This window comes from Aquimarina sp. I32.4 (assembly GCF_002924285.1).
Taxonomy (GTDB): Bacteria; Bacteroidota; Bacteroidia; order Flavobacteriales; family Flavobacteriaceae; genus Aquimarina.
The window spans coordinates 1-17,040 of the sequence record NZ_PGUB01000096.1; the positions used below are offsets into that span (position 1 = coordinate 1).

Here is a 17,040-nt window from a genome sequence, read left to right on the forward strand (position 1 = left end):
TCTTTGAAATCTTCAGGAATCATCAAAAATAAAATTTAGGCTAAGATAAAACATATACAAATCATAACTAAGCCTAATTTTTCTTCCCTGAGTAGGAAAATTTGCATCTCTATCGCATATCTCAATATAAGTATTTGCTACTTCATTATATAGCATTTCACACCTTTTCAAATCAAACTCTGGCAAAGACCAGTGATGAACACTTTGGAAACCAAGCTGATTATAAAATTCAATTGTTTTTTCAAAATCGTAAGCTTTGATACTATAGTGATGAAAACTCAATAGGTTATTTTTCATAAACATCTATTTTTGCATAAAAGTATTATATAATAGTAGTAGATACTACTACTTACAAAATTGTTAGTAATGAGAAAAACAACTTCTACAAACTTTGAAAATGAAAGAAAGTTAGAACAATTCTGCAATGCTCATAAAACATTAAAGATAGTAAGTGGTCGATGGAAACTTTCATTATTATTCTCATTATCTGATAGTAAATTATCATATCAAGAATTCAAAAACATACTCCCCAACATTACAGACAGAGTATTAGCATATCAACTCAAACAACTAGAATCCGATGCACTGATTCTTAAAAATAAAACAAAAGGAAAAAGCCAATATAGTCTATCTACAAGAGGGCAAAGTCTTATGGCTATTCTTTATAAAATGTCTAAATGGGGAAATATTCACTTAAGCTGATTTATGTAGTAAACTCATTAACATAAAACCTTACTTCTATTTTTAACCTATCTTAAATTAAAATTACTTATTTGAACCTTATCTTGATACAGAATATACAGATAAGAGTAAAACAGGTAAAAAATGAATAACTCAAAAAATGAAATAGAAAAAGAATATATCTACCGAATTAATTTGGCATTAAAATTTATTGATAAACCTGAATTATCCAATATATTGAGAGTTATTTTTGCAAGTATAAATGGTATAACAATGTCAATAATAATTAAAAAAAAAGTTATGTTACAAAAATGGGATGATCGATATAAAGAAAAGGGGTTTGCTTATGGCAAAGAGCCAAATGTTTTTTTTAAAAAATGGCTTTCAAAATTTAAACCAGGAACATTATTAATGCCTGCCGATGGAGAGGGTCGCAATGGGGTGTTTGCTGCTCAAATTGGGTGGAAGGTCACCTCTTTTGATCAAAGTATAGAAGCGCAATCAAAAGCATTACAACTTGCTAAAGAATGTAAGGTATCACTTGAGTATCTAGTTGATGACCTAGAGCATCTTGAGTTTAAAAACGAAACATTTGATGCCATTGGGTTAATATATGCTCATTTTTCGGGGGATAAAAAATCTATGTTTCATCAAAAACTAGACAGTTATCTCAAACCTGGAGGTATTGTTGTTTTTGAAGCATTTAGCAAAAAACACTTGCATTACAATACTATCAATCCCAAAGTTGGTGGGCCAAAAAAGATAGACGTACTATTCTCTAAAGAAGAAATAATAAAGGATTTTAAAAATTATGAAATAACATTCTTAGAAGAAGAAGAGGTTTTATTAAACGAAGGAAAATATCATATAGGTAAAGGCTCTGTGATCAGGTTTGTTGGCAGAAAGAAGGTCTCTTATACTTGATAGTAATATAGTACCAATATTATTTTGTTATCTTCAGAAAAAAATGAGTCATATCTATAAAATCCCTAATGAAAATAGTTTTTCTACAAATAGCATTCACAATTCTCTATTGCGGAGGTCTTTTTGCTCAAGATACAATCCCTGATTTCAGGCAAACGGAAAACAAAAAATGTGCTCTTTTTCTTAATAAAACTATTCAGATAACTCAAGGAATTTATGACTGTGGTCGAGGAACTTGTTTTAATGGATTATGTAGAGCCAGTAAAGATGGTAAGTATGGTTTTATAGATTATACTGGTAAAGTAGTAATCCCCTTCGAATACAGTAACGCATATTATTTATCAGAAGGGTTAATTGCTGTAGTAAAAAATGATCTCTGGGGATATATTACAAAAAAAGGAGAACTCGCTATACCATATACATATGTATCTGTTTCTAATTTCTCACAAGGATTAGCGGAGGTAAGTATCAAAATAGATGATGATTATAAATACGGGTATATAAATAAAAAAGGAGAATTCGTTATCCCTCCTAAATACGGTTGGTCTAAATCTTTTTCTGAAGGGTTTGCAGCCGTACAAACAAATGATCTTTGGGGATTTATTAATAAAGAGGGGAAACCTCTTACAGAGATGAAATACTGTAATGCTCAGGATTTTGAAAACGGACTGGCAAAAGTTTCTATTGGATGCCGTATCGAGGTTTCTGGTGATTGTGCTTTGGGGTATAAAACTAGTGGTTTTATAGACCGTACTGGCAAAGAAATTATACCCGTAATCTTTGATCAAGCAAGGATTTGGGAAAAAGCAGCTATGATAGAAGTGCGACGAGGCCGAACATCAGGAACCTATACTTATGATGGTGATATCATTATCCCTCTAGATAAATACTATTCTATTAACCGTTTAGATGAAGAAAATGGATTAATCGAGGTAACTGCAGATCACGATAAATTGGGGTATGTAAGTGGTTTTGTAAACAAACAAGGAAAAGAAATCATCCCTTGTTTGTATCGATTTAAATCACATTTTATAGATGGTTTTATTTATGGTCGTAAAAATGCCGATTCAATAGAAATAGAAAGATTAAAAAAAACGAAAAAAACCTTCTCTTATCAACGAGAAGGTGTTCTTGATAGCTTAGGAAATACCATAATCCCTTTTGAATATGAGACTATTTCAGTTTTTGAAAATGGTTTTTTCAGAGTAAAGGACTACACTAACGAGGGTAAGAGTATCTGTGCTTTTTTTGATCGTAACGGAAAAATGATACTTCCATTTAGATATGCATATGCATCCAATTTTTCTAAAAAAGGGTATGCTCTGGTAAAAGATACATACAATTCATCTTTTTATTTTATTGATACCAATGGCACGAAAATTTCGACACCAGTATATGATGATATCAACGAAAATATTGGAAACGACCTTGTCGCTATAAAAAAAGATGATAAATGGGGATATATTAATACCAACAGTGAGATAATCATTCCATGTATATATGAGAAAGCTGCGCTGTTTAATAATGAAAGAGCACGAGTCTCCTTGTATGGAAAATATGGGTATATTGATACAAAAGGTAATATAATCGTCCCTATACAATTTGATGAAGTTCCTTATTACTTTTTAGAGGATATAGAAAAACTAAAACGCGATGGTAACAACTATTATTTTGATAAGAATGGAAAAGAAATTACCGATAAAGCCATGATTCCTGAGGATTAGAACTAATCACCAAAAATTAAGAACTCTTATGCATAAATCCTTAAAAATAATCGGAATATCAATCCTTATTTTGATCCTCTGCAGAGGTTGGATTTACAGAAATTTAATTCACTACTCTCAAGTAGGAAAAAGAGAAACCATAACAATAACAAATAAAAATTTACAAAAAGAAATACAAAAACAAGTAGAAAACAAACTTCTTGACATACATCAAATTGCAGATATAGCTACTACTATTACAAATACAACATTACACTTTTCTACCAAAAAAGCATCTAGAAACCCCAATCTATTATATACATCAAGAAAAGCAAATTGTATTGGATATGCTGCAATGCATAACGGAGTTGCAAATTACTTGATACAACAAAACAAATTGAGCAATAGGATAAAAACACAACACTTGATTGGGCAAATATCTATTTTTGGGATAGATTTACATGACTTTTTTGATCATCCTTTTTTTAGAGATCATGATTTTACTACAATAAAAGATTTTGAAACAGGAGAAACAATATTTATAGATCCAAGTGTAAGTGATTACCTTAGAATTAACAGAGTAACTTCTGACACCAAATAACAACTTTTGCAATAAGATGAATGATAAAATCAAAGTAGGTTTTTCTGAAATTGGAGGTCTGTTTATTAGATAAGTATGAAATACATGGTATCTCAATAAAATTCATCGAATTGCCATCACCTAGTCTCCTAAGGTATTCCAAATGCATATGAGCATGATCTTTGAAAATAACTCCTCTTCAAAATTTGTACATCTTCAACATCATATATATGTATGAATAGGGATCGACAACGTATCTGAATTTCTCCTTTTAAAACGTGATAAGAATAATTTCACACTCAAAATTATATAAAATCACTGAATAACAAAATTTTAACTATTTCAAAAATCAATAAAAAGCCACTGATTCCGTTTATAAATTAATCCATCTACAAGAACACATATTGCGTTATGTAGAATGTCCTACATCTTTAATTTATAAATAATACAACAAATGAATACAAAAGACCACACAATGATGGATGGTTATGAGGATTTGGATCATTATTGGGCTAAGACTAGATTGAATCCACTCAAAATGTTAAGAGTGCATTGCTCCGCTATAATTATTACTATACTTAAATTTATCATCAAACCAATCCGATTCATGTTTGGTAAAGGTTTTGATTTATTAGCCAACATAGACAACGATCTTGGCAAGTTTGATATCTTAGGTACTAAAAGACAAGAGCAGGAAGGCGAAAATTATCTTACAGAATCACAAATAGAAAAATTTTCAGAAAGTGGTGTTCATGGACCTTTTCGGGTAATAGACCAAAAAGAAGCAGAAAAACTCGCTGGTGAAAGTGATGATTTATTCAAAAACAACTTTCATAAAACTACTCTCTTTGGCGATGATATTCTGGATTCTCTAAAAGCCTTTGATGATTATTCTATTAATTATTTAGGCTATTTTCAAGGATCTAAATACCAAAAACTATGGAATGTCCTTGTGCATCCAAAAATTGCACAACCGCTACAAAGTATTCTTGGTGATGATTTACTATGTTGGCGATCACAGTTTTTTGAAAAAAAACCAGGTCAAGAAGGTACTTTTTGGCATCAAACTGGCACATTTCGTGAATCTGATGGCAAACCAAAACTAGAACCTACTCAACCCACCCATCCTGCACTTGCACAATTAACTGTATGGATTGCACTACGCGATACTAATAAGAAAACAGGATGCCTACGTGTAGTAGAAGGTTCATTTACAGATGGCTATTTTGAAAGAATTGTGACCAATATTCAAGATGACTTATTAGGATATCTCATGTCATTGCCTTATTCTGAAATTATAAAGACATTAAAAACCATTTGGTATACCACAGGGAATTTTAAAAAAGCCCAACTCATATTTGAAAAGATAAAAAGAACAATTCCTTCCCTTTTTGAAAATATCACTATTAGAGATCTGGAAATGAAAGCAGGAGAAGCCATTATATTTACCTCCTTAAATACACATGCTTCTTATGCAAATACCAGTGATGATCAGATACGTTTGGCATTAGCTGGAAGATATACCCGATCAGATGTTCATATTTTTAAACATGAATCTACCTCTATATTGCCTACCAAAGGAGGTGGTATTCCCTATAATGTTTATAATGAACCTTCTATTCCCGTAACTGGAAATCCTAAAAGCTCAAAAACCAATAATAATATCGCTGAATATCCATCAGTATAAAAAATGAGAAAGATTATTTAAAATGAGATTCTAGTTGTTGTTGTTTATAGCTAGAAGGGGTCATACCTTTTATCACTTTAAACTTTCTATTAAAATTGGATACGTTTTTGAATCCACAACGATATGAAATTTCAGAAATAGTAGTCTCTCGCTCTCTAGATAATAATCTACAAGCATGTTCTACCCTTATTTCTATCAAAAATTGAAAAAATGTCTTATTGGTACGTTGTTTAAAATATCTACAGAAAGCATTAGGAGTCATATGTGTCAAATCTGCAATCTCTTGCAAAGAGAAATCTCTATGAAACTCATTCATTACAACCTGAAAAACTTTTCCCATTCGTTTTCCTTCATTATCTGTATACGCTCTTTTTGAAACAAATGAAGATATCGTTTTTGTTTTAGCTTCTTTTAATATTTTCAAGATCTTCAAAAAAACAATAAATCGATCTAGCTTTTCTTGTTTTTCAACAATCTCAAAAAATAACTCTTTTAGTTTTTCTTTTTCAGAAAACACTTTAATACCATACACTAAATCCTTAAAAAAACCTGATAAATCAAAAAATTCAGGAAGATCAAAAAAAACAGTTCCAAACGATTCTCTAGTAAAAAAAAGAGAAATCATATAGGATTCCATCAGAGAAGGAGCACTCTTTAAGACATGAGGAACATTACACCCAAAAATCAAAATATCTCCTGGTGTATACTCTGCAATTGTATCTCCTACAATCATACTACCTTCTCCACTTACAATAAATGATATCTGAATCTCTTCATGTTGATGAAATTTATCATAAAAAGACATTCCCCGATCCTCTTGAACGATTAATGTATCTGTTGCGTGTTTTGCTATTTTAAAAGGTAATACTTTCATCTCTTACACCATATCTTACTCAATATTAATCATAATTATACAATTACTAGTAATATAAGGTAATATAGTATTACATGAGGTTAATTTGATAATAACTCTTTACTCACTTTCATAATATCTTTGAATAAACACTATCTGATTGCTGAATATCAAAAATATAAACCGATGAAAATAGATTGGAAAGGGGTAATGCCCGCAGTAACTACCAAATTTAATAATGACGACACCTTAGACTTAAAAATGTTCGAAGTCAATATCAAAGCACAACTAGCAGCAGGAGTACATGGGGTTATTCTTGGTGGAACTCTGGGTGAAGCTAGTACATTGAGTGATGATGAAAAAAGAATTCTCACCAGAGTTACTGTAAATATCGTTAATAACAAAATCCCAGTCATTACTAATATTGCAGAACAAACTACCAAAGGGGCAATTCTCGCAGCACAAAAAGCAAAAGAAGACGGTGCTAGTGGCTTGATGATACTTCCCCCAATGCGATATAAGGCTGGAGATCGAGAGACCATAGCTTATTTTAAGGAAGTTGCAAAAAGTACAACTTTACCCATAATGGTTTATAACAATCCTATTGATTATAAAATTGAGGTTACTATGGATATGTTTGAAGAATTAATATCTCTAGACAATATTCAAGCTGTAAAAGAATCTACAAGAGATATCTCTAATGTTACACGCATCAAAAACCGCTTTGCAGATCGATTAAAAATTCTTTGTGGTGTAGACACCCTTGCTCTAGAAAGTTTATTGATGGGGGCTCATGGTTGGGTTGCAGGATTGGTAGATGCTTTCCCAAAAGAAACAGTAGCAATTTATGAACTTCAAAAAGCAGGTCGTATCAAAGAAGCTTTAAAAATTTATCGTTGGTTTTTGCCATTGCTAGAATTAGATATAAACCCTAAATTAGTGCAAAATATAAAACTAGCAGAAGTAGCTACTGGTATCGGGACAGAAAACGTACGTGCTCCCAGATTACCTCTTGTTGGAGAAGAGCGTAAAAAAGTAGTAGCGATTATTGAACATGGATTAAAAACCAGACCCAAATTACCTGAATACAAAAATATAGCACTAACTAGCTAACATTTTATCTTGTTTACAGTAAACAAGAACCATAAATAGCATTATTTGATATGCTTTAAAAAGAATAGACTCATTTCATATTAAATCATTAGCACATATGATCACAGGAAAAAATTATATAGGAAATCAGCTTTCTGCCTTAGGAACAAAAACTTACAAAACATTTAACCCAAAGTTAAATATTGAGAATTCACTTATCTTTTTTGAAGCTTCAGAACAAGAAATTGAACAAGCAGTATCACTAGCCTCAAAAGCTTTTGACGTTTATAAAAATACATCGGGTGAAAAGAAAGCTACATTTCTCAACGCAATTGCAGATGAAATTTTGGCGTTGGGTGATCTTCTTATAGAAACATACATGTCTGAATCTGGGTTACCAGAAGGCAGAGCCAAAGGAGAACGAGGAAGAACCATAGGACAATTAAGAGCTTTTGCTACGCTGGTAGCAGAAGGTTCTTGGGTAGAAGCAACTATAGATACTGCTGATCTTACCAGAAGTCCTATTCCTAAACAAGATATTCGTAAAATGCTAATCCCACTTGGCCCAACAGTTGTTTTTGGGGCAAGTAATTTCCCTCTCGCTTACTCTACAGCAGGAGGTGATACTGCCTCGGCACTAGCAGCTGGATGCCCTGTGATTGTAAAATCACACCCCATGCATGCTGGAACAGGAGAACTTATATCCTATGCGATCAATAAAGCTGTTACAAAAACAGGAATGCCCAATGGTGTATTCTCTAATCTCAATAGCGCAGGAATAGAGGTTGGAGTTCAATTGGTAAAACACCCCAAGGTAAAAGCTGTTGGTTTTACAGGAAGCATCAAAGGGGGTCGCGCTTTATTAGACATAGCCTCAAACCGATCAGAACCTATTCCTGTTTTTGCAGAAATGGGAAGTATAAACCCTGTAATAGTATTACCAGAAGCAATTACTACCAAAGGAGCTGAATTGGCCAAAACATATGCTAAATCTATAACTACAGGAACTGGTCAGTTCTGCACCAATCCAGGTTTAATTCTAGGAATCAAAGGAGCGTCCTTGGATAATTTTATAACTGCTCTTTCAGAAGAAATTGTCAAAATTGAACCATCATGTATGCTACATCCTACTATTATAGGTAATTATGAACAAAACAGATCAAATGCAATGCAGCAAACTGGATTATCTGTTACTGCAGAGTTTGATGACACTATTGCGATAAATCATGCACGACAAACCATAACTACTGTAGAGGGAGAAACGTTTTTGAAAAACAAAACCTTACATCAAGAAATATTTGGTCCATATTCTATGGTTGTACAATGTAAAGATATAGAACAACTTACTATAATCATCAACTCTCTTGAGGGGCAGCTTACAGGAACAATCATAAGTCATGATAAAGAGGTTATTGCATATGATACTGTAATCAATGCTTTAAAAAACAGAGTAGGAAGAATTATTTTTAATGGTATCCCTACAGGAGTAGAAGTGTGCCCTGCTATGGTACATGGAGGGCCATATCCCGCCTCTACAGATAGTCGGTTTACCGCAGTGGGCACCAATTCTATCAAACGTTGGGTACGACCATTTAGTTATCAAAGTTGGCCAGACATTTTATTACCTGATGCACTTAAAAACAAAAATCCATTAAATATTTCAAGACTAATTGATGGTATTCATACAAATCATACTATCTAATTTTTTAGGTATTGCAAAAACATAGGAGAATGACATATACAAAACACATAGCAATAGTACTTACATTGCTTTTTTGCTTTGGTTGTAAGCAGCAAGAGGAGAAAAAATCATCCGCTACATTATTAGATCAAATCATTACAGAGATTGAAGAAAGAAAAAGTTATGATGAAGAGAAATATCCTTTAGGAATTTTTACCGAAGCATATTATAAAGCAGAGGCTGATTATGCTCAAGAAAAGATCGACCTATTAAACAACATAGATCCTACTGGGCTGAAAGAAACTGATCTTATCTCATTAAATTTACTAAAATTCACCTTACAACAGACTGTAGATTTTTATACATTCAAAGGATATCTCAACCCACTATTATCAGATTCTGGATTTCATAATAATCTCAATTTTATAGTCAAACCATTGACCAATATTCAACAGGTAAAAGAATATCTGAATAAACTTGACGCTATTCCCGTATTTGTAGATCAACATTTTGTAAATCTGCGAGAAGGTTTAGAAAAAGGAGTCTCACAACCCCGAGTGATTTTTAAGGGATATGAATCTACATATAATGATCATATTGTAGATAGTATACAAGACAGCTATTTTTATACTCCTTTTAAAAACCTACCTGCAACATTAAATCAATCTCAAAAAGACTCTATAACTGTAGTCGCAAAAGAAGTAATCGCATCTCAGGTTATCCCTCAATTCAAAAGAATAAAAGCATTTTTTGAAACTGAATATTTACCAAAAACACGAACCTCTATAGGTGTTTCTGAAATTCCTAATGGTAAAGAATATTATCAAAATAGAATCAATTTTTATACTACCAGTACGACATATACAGCAGATGATATTCATAAGATCGGAATACAGGAGGTTGCTAGAATTAAATCACAAATGGAAACAATCATAAAAGAGCTTAACTTTAAGGGAAGTTTTGCTGATTTTTTCAATTTTCTACGCACCGATGAGCAATTCTATGCAAAAAGCCCCAATCAATTGCTTATGATTGCCAGAGATATTGCAAAACGTGCTGATGAACAGTTGCCTCGTTTTTTTAAAACATTACCCCGAAAACCTTATGGAGTAGCTCCTGTTCCTGATGCAATAGCACCAAAATATACTAGTGGTAGATATATAGGAACCAAAGCCAATAGCACAGAACCTGGATATTATTGGGTAAACACCTATGATTTACCTAGCAGAACATTGTACACATTACCTTCATTGACTGTACATGAAGCTGTACCAGGACACCATTTGCAAGGAAGTTTAAATAATGAGCTAGGAGATAGTATTCCTCAATTTAGAAAAAATTTATACCTATCTGCATATGGCGAAGGATGGGGGCTCTACTCTGAGTTTCTTGCAGAAGAAATGGGATTATACACCACACCTTACGAACATTTTGGAAAACTCACTTACGAAATGTGGCGCGCATGTCGTTTGGTAGTAGACACAGGAATTCATGCCAAAGGCTGGACCAGAGAACAAGTCATCACTTTTATGGCTTCAAATACTGCTTTATCGTTACACGAGGTGCAAACAGAAACAGATCGTTATATCTCTTGGCCTGGACAAGCTTTATCTTACAAAATAGGAGAATTGAAAATCAGAGAGCTACGTCAAAAGGCAGAAACAGTATTGGGTAATAAATTTGATATTCGTGAATTTCATGAAATTATATTAGAACAAGGTACTGTCACACTCTCTATTCTGGAAACCAGAGTTAATGATTATATAGAAAAGACAAAAAATGACTAAAACCGTTTTCAAATGTATTGATGCGCACACTTGTGGAAATCCTGTAAGAGTAGTAACTACAGGAAGACCAGAACTGATTGGTAAAACAATGAGTGAAAAGAGACAGCATTTTCTATCTGAGTATGATTGGATCAGAAAAGGATTGATGTTTGAACCTCGAGGTCATGATATGATGAGTGGTAGTTTTTTGTTTGAACCTCATCATCCCGATAATGATTTTGCTATTTTGTTTATAGAAACCTCGGGATGTTTACCCATGTGTGGTCATGGTACTATTGGCACCATTACCATTGCAATTGAAAAAGGCTTGATACACCCCAAAACTCCTGGAAAAATAAGAATGGAAGCTCCTGCGGGACTGGTAGAAATAGAATATCAGCAAACGGATACTAAAGTAGATTGGGTAAAGCTCAAAAATGTAACATCTTATCTGGCGGCAGAAGGTCTTACTATAGAGTGTCCAGAACTAGGTGAACTTGTTTTTGATGTTTCTTATGGTGGAAATTTTTATGCTATCATAGATACACAAAAAAATTTCAGTGGAGTTCAGGATTTTACTGCCAGCAAATTAATTCAATACTCTCAGGTTGTAAGAGATCATATTCAGAAAAAATACCCCGAAATGTTTATCCATCCAGAAAATAATACCATAAAAGATGTAAGTCATATTCTTTGGACTGGCACTCCTATTAATTCTCAATCATCTGGCAGAAATGCAGTCTTTTACGGTGATAAAGCGATAGATCGCTCTCCTTGTGGAACAGGAACCTCTGCACGAATGGCTCAACTATACGCCAAAGGGAAACTTAAAAAAGGAGAGCAATTTATACACGAAAGCTTTATCGGAAGTACTTTTATAGGTAGAATTGAAGAAGAAACAACATTAAATAATATTCCTGCCATCATACCAAGCATACAAGGCTGGGCAAAAATATATGGATATAACACCATTACAATCGATGATCAAGATGATCCGTATGCATATGGTTTTCAAGTTATATAAGATATTATAAAAAAGAGTTAGTACATACTATCATGAGTAAAAAAGTTATTATTATAGGTGGAGGAATCGTTGGTTTATGCACTGCATATTATTTACATAAAGCAGGACATCATGTTACGGTCATTGATCAATCAACTATGGATTTTGGTGCTTCTTATATCAATGCTGGATATCTTGCTCCTAGTCATATTATCCCTCTCGCCGCACCAGGGGTAATGAAAAAAGGTTTGAAATGGATGTTTAACCCCACTAGTCCGTTATTTATAAAACCGAGATTTAACTCTGATTTTTTACGATGGGTATGGGCGTTTAATAAATCTTGTTCTGTAAAAAATGTAGCGCGTGGTACTACTGCTATTAAAGATATTGCTGTATTAGGTAGAGATCTTTATTCTGAAATCAAATCTGAAGAAAAATTCACCTTCCATCTAGAAAAAAAAGGTCTTTTGATGATTTGTCAAACTGAAAAGATGTTGGAAGAAGAAATCCGAGTTAGCCAGATTGCAATAAAAAAAGGGTTATCTGCTCAAGTTCTTACCAAGGAGCAACTTAAGCAAGTAGAGCCTGCTATACAATTGCAATCAAATGGTGCTGTGCGCTACGACTGTGATTGGCATACTACGCCTCAAACTTTTATGACCGAGATGAAAACTTTTCTAGAAAGTTCTGGGGTAACTATACTCAAAAACGAAAAAGTAACTGATATTACGATAAAAAACAATACAATCCATTCGATAACTACGGCTACCAAATCATATGTTTCCGATGAATTTGTAATGACTGCAGGGTCTTGGTCCAGCAAATTATGCAAGAAACTAGGAATAAATATATTGCTAGAAGCAGGAAAAGGATATTGTATAAATTCTCAAAGAGACTTAGGGATCACCACGCCTGCTATATTAGCAGAAGCCAAAGTAGCTGTTACTCCAATGCAAGGGTTTACTCGATTTGCTGGCACAATGGAAATTGCTGGAATTAATCAGACAATTAATAAGGTACGAGTAGAAACAATCGTCAATGCTGTAAAACAATATTACCCTAGCATTCACCTTTCTACTACCGAAAAAGAAACCGCTGTCTCAGGGCTTAGACCAGTTTCTCCTGATGGGCTACCTTATATTGGTAGATCTAACAAATGTACTAATCTCACGATTGCCACGGGTCATGCTATGATGGGGTGGACTATGGGAACCGCTACTGGAAAATTGGTCTCTGAAATTATTGCTGATCAAAAACCGTCATTAAGTCTTGATGCGTATCATCCTGATCGTAAATTCTAAAATATATGCCACTTTCTTATTACAGGTAATTAACAAAACTCATGTTTACATATTACAAAATTCCCGTCTGTCTTTTATAAAAGGCATCTTGTTGCTTTTTCATCATTTCTCTAGCTATCTTTTTCTTATAGGCATATAGTTCTTCTTCTTCTGTAAGGTCGCCATATACTTTATCATTGATTACATGATCGGTTTCTAACAACTTTTTTCGTTGGTTGTCTTTTTGAACAACCCACGTTCTAACTTCACTCTCTATATCTTCTAATTTAAAATCATATTCTCCTTTGGGTGAAAAAAGTTTTGCAAAAATAGGAGAGGTTTCTATCGCCAGAAATAGCAAAAAAATAAAAAATGAAGGTAACCAGGGTAACTCGTTCAAGGCATTTACTCTAGCCATTAACCCATCAAAATTATCAATTATAGGTTGTGATTTTGTTACTTGATCGTCATACTCAACAGCTAATGCTATTTTTTGAGTTTCTAAGGCAGTTACTTTCTCTATATTTTCTTTCTTTAGCTCTGTTAATGCTATCAACGCAGCGTCATGTTTGTCGCGCTTTTCTTTATAAACAGGTCCTTTTCCTATCAACTCAGTTCCTTTTCTTCCTTCTGCTTCTGCTATATAAGTTTCATACAACCCATTCACTTCTGTTTCTTTGGTTATTATCTCTTGTTTAAGGGCTCCTATCTCAGAATCAATAGCTACTATTTTAGGATTATATTGTTTGGCAATTTGCTCTTTATTGGTAAGGGTGAGACCATTCTTTTGCTCTAATAAAACACGATCAATTTCTTTCTCAAAAATCTTTAATTCTAAAGGCTTAGAAATAACAATAGCGATAATTATAGCTAGAATAATTCTAGGAGAAGCCTGTATAAGCTCATCTATAAAACTGTTCTTTTTCTTAATGGTGGAGACTATAAATCGATCTAGATTAAAGATCAATATCCCCCATAAAAAACCAAAAAAAGTAGCTGTATAGTAATTATCAAATACGGTATACAACGCATAGCTAGATGCTATAAAAGCCATTACTGCTGTAAAGAAAACGGTAGCTCCAATACCTGCATATTTGTTTTGTTCTCCATCAGAACAATCTGCCAATATATTTTTATCGGCTCCAGAGCATAAAATAAAAAAACGTTTTAACATAATCTAAGGGTATTTTGATTGATACTATATACAACGCTGATTTACAAACAAATGTTGCATAAAAAAACTCCTGAGACAGGAGTTTTAGTTATTAAAAGAGTGTGTTAATTATCTTCTTTCTCTATTTTTTTCTAAAATTTCATTCCGCGCCTTTTGCGCCTCCATTCTTGCTTTTTGTGCTTCTTTTCGTGCCTCAATAGCTTCTTTCCTAACTTCCATAGCTTCCTTTCTGGCTTCATTACGGACTTTTCTGGCTGCGTCTAGTGCTTTTCTGCGAGCTTTCTCTGCTTGTTTCCTTGCTTTCTCACTTTTTTTGTACGCTTTTGCTCTAGTATGTTCTGCTTCTTTCATTGCAACTCTTGCCTGTTCTCTAGCTTTCTTTGCATGAATCATTACTCGTTCCCTTGCTTCATGCCTTTGACTTTCTGCATTTCTTATGGCTCTGTCCCTCATCATATGCGCTCGATCTCTAGCCGCATGTGATGCTTCTATGGCAATATTTTGTGCATATTCTACTTCTGCAATTGCCATTTCTACTTCTTGTTCTATCTGCTCAACATCTATCATTTTTTCTATTTGAGCATGTTTTACTTCTGATATTGCACGTTCTATCTCCTCCATCGCTATTTCTTTTTCTACCGCCGCTTCTATATGAACCTGTTCTACTTCTTGCAATGCTTGAGCTATCTCTTTGTTTATCTCCTCTATATCAATATCTACTACAGGTGAGGGTTCTGCTGGTGAAGTTGGCGGTGGTGGTGGAACTATAATATGTTTGTTTTTTGGAGATACTGGAGCAGTTGCTTTATTACTTGCACTGCTCTTAATTACTGGCACTTCTGGAAGTGGCGGTGGTGGCGGAATCAAATCGTGATTATCAGGATTTGCTTTGTACAACCTCGTCTTTTTATAAGCTTGATTAAGTTTTTGAACAAATTCATCCTTTGAATTCATAATTTGAACATCAAATTGAAATTCTGTTAACTCGCTGTCTTTCCATTGTTGTGTTACTTGATCAATGGTTCCTGCAAAGCCAGCCAGTTTTGTTGCGGTACCATTTACCAAAATTTGTTCATTCTGGATACGAATTTTTATTTTTTTATCAGGGTGAGTTGGAGCTACTGCTGTTTTGCTCTCCATACTTTTTTGTTGCGCTATCATCTTGTTATTAAACAATAGCATGCATCCTAATAAAAGAGGTACTAGTAGTAATAATCGAACTGTAGTTCGGGTTTTAGAAAATTGTTGTGACATCATAACGATTCGTTTTTTGGTTAATGAATAATTAATAGAACTTGCTATTACAGCTTGATAAGGGCTGCTTGGATAATTAACAAGTATGTTCATATACTCAAGTATTGAAAATTCTTGATTCAACACTTTTTGATCTGCCAGAAATTCATGATTCAATTTGATTGATTTTTTTATCCAAAACCACAAAGGATTGAACCAAAAAATAATCTGAAAAATCTCTACAAACAGTATATCTAATGTATGTTTTTGTTGCACATGAGTTTTCTCATGCATCATTACTTCTTGTGGAATATTTTTTTGCTGAAATTCTTTTTTAGAAACAAATATATACTTCATAAATGTATGAGGGATAATCGTATCTGCAAGTAAAACATTGATGTGTGAATGTTCTTTTTCTTTTTCGTTAATTCTTACTTTTTTAAACAGGTGAGATAGATTCATTATAAATCTGATCGTAAAAACCAGAAATCCAACCCCATAGATTGCCCACAATAGAATTGATAAGTAATCTTCTGGTGTTTTTTCTATTGGAACCTCTGTTGACGATATCACGTAGGTAACTGGTGATTGCGTATCTGCAACTTCTACTATAGTATCTGTTTCATAAGTTATAGTAATCAGCGGAATTGTATATGCAAAAATTAAACTAAACAGAAGGAAAAACCTCTTAAAATGATGTAGGTTTTCCTCTTCTAAAAACAACTTATAAAAAATCCATAACAATGCTAGGCATAAGGACGATTTTAGGATATATACCATCATTGCTTTTGCTTTTTAATTTGTTGATCTACTATCTTTTTAAGCTCCTCTAGTTCTGAGGTAGACAAATTAGTTTCTGAGGTAAAAAAGGATGCAAATTGTGATGCCGAATCGTTAAAGAAATTCTTAATCAATCCATTTACGTGTTTAGAAAAATAATCTGTTTTTTTTACCAATGGATAGTATTCTCTTGATTTACCATATAAAGTATACTCTACAAACCCTTTATCTCTCATTCTTTTTAACAATGTAGCTACAGTGGTAGTTGCGGGTTTGGGGTCAGGAAAACAATCTAACAAGTCTTTCATAAAAGCTTTTTCTAGCTTCCAGAGATATTGCATTACTTGTTCTTCGGTCTTTGATAACTGCATTGCTCTACATAATTAGAATTAACTCTACAAATGTAGAATAAAAATTCATATTTCCAAATTATTTAAACAAAAAAAGACCGCTCTACTGGGAAGGCACTGAAAAAGCTTAACTTTTTCAGCAATGACTAGAAAAAAGCGATTAAATAAACATTGATTTTATTTAATCGCTTTTTTCATTTGAAGCCGTAATATTGAGATTCGATTATTTTAAAACAGTTTACAGAGCTTATTT

At 33.3% G+C, this 17,040-nt stretch carries 15 protein-coding genes; 10 read left to right on the top strand and 5 right to left on the bottom strand.

All coding sequences use genetic code 11. The features are described 5' to 3' along the window. Positions 1-12: 12 nt before the first annotated feature. The gene (locus CVD18_RS17630; protein ID WP_103866735.1) at positions 13-297 is read right to left on the bottom strand and encodes a hypothetical protein; all 285 of its coding nucleotides are present in this window, start codon (positions 295-297) and stop codon (positions 13-15) included. A gap of 69 nt (positions 298-366) precedes the next feature. Between CVD18_RS17630 and CVD18_RS17635 the strand changes: the two genes are divergently transcribed. From CVD18_RS17635 to CVD18_RS17660, 5 genes are all read left to right on the top strand, one after another. Beyond that, positions 367-702, top strand: coding sequence for a helix-turn-helix domain-containing protein (locus CVD18_RS17635; RefSeq protein ID WP_103866736.1), 336 nt, complete (start codon positions 367-369; stop codon positions 700-702). A gap of 123 nt (positions 703-825) precedes the next feature. Next, complete coding sequence (locus CVD18_RS17640) at positions 826-1,605, top strand: class I SAM-dependent methyltransferase (protein WP_369858733.1); 780 nt, start codon at positions 826-828, stop codon at positions 1,603-1,605. 68 nt (positions 1,606-1,673) lie between these two features. After that, a complete protein-coding gene (locus tag CVD18_RS17645; protein ID WP_103866737.1) occupies positions 1,674-3,329 on the top strand; it encodes a WG repeat-containing protein in 1,656 nt (551 codons plus the stop codon). A 28-nt stretch (positions 3,330-3,357) separates the two neighbouring features. Further along, entirely contained in the window at positions 3,358-3,909 is a 552-nt protein-coding gene (locus CVD18_RS17650; RefSeq protein ID WP_103866738.1) for a hypothetical protein, read from the top strand. A 433-nt stretch (positions 3,910-4,342) separates the two neighbouring features. Continuing rightward, positions 4,343-5,575, top strand: coding sequence for a phytanoyl-CoA dioxygenase family protein (locus CVD18_RS17660; protein WP_103866739.1), 1,233 nt, complete (start codon positions 4,343-4,345; stop codon positions 5,573-5,575). 13 nt (positions 5,576-5,588) lie between these two features. Here CVD18_RS17660 and CVD18_RS17665 read toward each other — a convergent pair whose 3' ends face one another. Then, on the bottom strand, positions 5,589-6,449 hold the full coding sequence (locus tag CVD18_RS17665; protein ID WP_103866740.1) for an AraC family transcriptional regulator: 861 nt from the start codon (positions 6,447-6,449) through the stop codon (positions 5,589-5,591). Positions 6,450-6,614: 165 nt separating this feature from the next. Here CVD18_RS17665 and CVD18_RS17670 point away from each other — a divergent pair, with 165 nt between their 5' ends. From CVD18_RS17670 to CVD18_RS17690, 5 genes are all read left to right on the top strand, one after another. Further along, on the top strand, positions 6,615-7,541 hold the full coding sequence (locus CVD18_RS17670; protein ID WP_103866741.1) for a dihydrodipicolinate synthase family protein: 927 nt from the start codon (positions 6,615-6,617) through the stop codon (positions 7,539-7,541). A gap of 97 nt (positions 7,542-7,638) precedes the next feature. Next, positions 7,639-9,222: an aldehyde dehydrogenase (NADP(+)) gene (locus CVD18_RS17675; RefSeq protein ID WP_103866742.1), complete on the top strand. Its 1,584-nt coding sequence runs from the start codon at positions 7,639-7,641 to the stop codon at positions 9,220-9,222. Between the two features lie 29 nt (positions 9,223-9,251). Continuing rightward, positions 9,252-10,988: a DUF885 family protein gene (locus CVD18_RS17680; RefSeq protein ID WP_103866743.1), complete on the top strand. Its 1,737-nt coding sequence runs from the start codon at positions 9,252-9,254 to the stop codon at positions 10,986-10,988. Further along, positions 10,981-11,991 (top strand): 4-hydroxyproline epimerase, encoded by a 1,011-nt coding sequence (locus CVD18_RS17685; protein WP_103866744.1) that lies wholly within the window; start codon positions 10,981-10,983, stop codon positions 11,989-11,991. The genes CVD18_RS17680 and CVD18_RS17685 overlap by 8 nt, the downstream gene beginning before the upstream one ends. After that, positions 11,988-13,271: an NAD(P)/FAD-dependent oxidoreductase gene (locus CVD18_RS17690; RefSeq protein ID WP_369858739.1), complete on the top strand. Its 1,284-nt coding sequence runs from the start codon at positions 11,988-11,990 to the stop codon at positions 13,269-13,271. Before CVD18_RS17685 ends, CVD18_RS17690 begins: the two co-directional genes overlap by 4 nt. A 52-nt stretch (positions 13,272-13,323) precedes the next feature. On the opposite strand, the gene CVD18_RS17695 is transcribed toward CVD18_RS17690, so the two are convergent. The 3 genes from CVD18_RS17695 to CVD18_RS17705 form a co-directional block, all read right to left on the bottom strand. Beyond that, positions 13,324-14,424, bottom strand: coding sequence for a DUF4407 domain-containing protein (locus tag CVD18_RS17695; RefSeq protein WP_103866748.1), 1,101 nt, complete (start codon positions 14,422-14,424; stop codon positions 13,324-13,326). Positions 14,425-14,532: 108 nt separating this feature from the next. Continuing rightward, positions 14,533-16,440 (bottom strand): M56 family metallopeptidase, encoded by a 1,908-nt coding sequence (locus tag CVD18_RS17700; protein WP_103866749.1) that lies wholly within the window; start codon positions 16,438-16,440, stop codon positions 14,533-14,535. Then, the gene (locus CVD18_RS17705) at positions 16,437-16,808 is read right to left on the bottom strand and encodes a BlaI/MecI/CopY family transcriptional regulator (RefSeq protein ID WP_103866751.1); all 372 of its coding nucleotides are present in this window, start codon (positions 16,806-16,808) and stop codon (positions 16,437-16,439) included. Before CVD18_RS17705 ends, CVD18_RS17700 begins: the two co-directional genes overlap by 4 nt. Positions 16,809-17,040: the final 232 nt, after the last annotated feature.

Coding starts and splice junctions, on each gene's coding strand:
- CVD18_RS17630 (WP_103866735.1), bottom strand. CDS start 297: ATGAAAAATAACCTATTGAGTTTTCATCACTATAGTATCAAAGCTTAC.
- CVD18_RS17635 (WP_103866736.1), top strand. CDS start 367: ATGAGAAAAACAACTTCTACAAACTTTGAAAATGAAAGAAAGTTAGAA.
- CVD18_RS17680 (WP_103866743.1), top strand. CDS start 9,252: ATGACATATACAAAACACATAGCAATAGTACTTACATTGCTTTTTTGC.
- CVD18_RS17645 (WP_103866737.1), top strand. CDS start 1,674: ATGAAAATAGTTTTTCTACAAATAGCATTCACAATTCTCTATTGCGGA.
- CVD18_RS17650 (WP_103866738.1), top strand. CDS start 3,358: ATGCATAAATCCTTAAAAATAATCGGAATATCAATCCTTATTTTGATC.
- CVD18_RS17700 (WP_103866749.1), bottom strand. CDS start 16,440: ATGATGGTATATATCCTAAAATCGTCCTTATGCCTAGCATTGTTATGG.
- CVD18_RS17695 (WP_103866748.1), bottom strand. CDS start 14,424: ATGTTAAAACGTTTTTTTATTTTATGCTCTGGAGCCGATAAAAATATA.
- CVD18_RS17670 (WP_103866741.1), top strand. CDS start 6,615: ATGAAAATAGATTGGAAAGGGGTAATGCCCGCAGTAACTACCAAATTT.
- CVD18_RS17705 (WP_103866751.1), bottom strand. CDS start 16,808: ATGCAGTTATCAAAGACCGAAGAACAAGTAATGCAATATCTCTGGAAG.
- CVD18_RS17665 (WP_103866740.1), bottom strand. CDS start 6,449: ATGAAAGTATTACCTTTTAAAATAGCAAAACACGCAACAGATACATTA.
- CVD18_RS17675 (WP_103866742.1), top strand. CDS start 7,639: ATGATCACAGGAAAAAATTATATAGGAAATCAGCTTTCTGCCTTAGGA.
- CVD18_RS17660 (WP_103866739.1), top strand. CDS start 4,343: ATGAATACAAAAGACCACACAATGATGGATGGTTATGAGGATTTGGAT.
- CVD18_RS17685 (WP_103866744.1), top strand. CDS start 10,981: ATGACTAAAACCGTTTTCAAATGTATTGATGCGCACACTTGTGGAAAT.
- CVD18_RS17640 (WP_369858733.1), top strand. CDS start 826: ATGAATAACTCAAAAAATGAAATAGAAAAAGAATATATCTACCGAATT.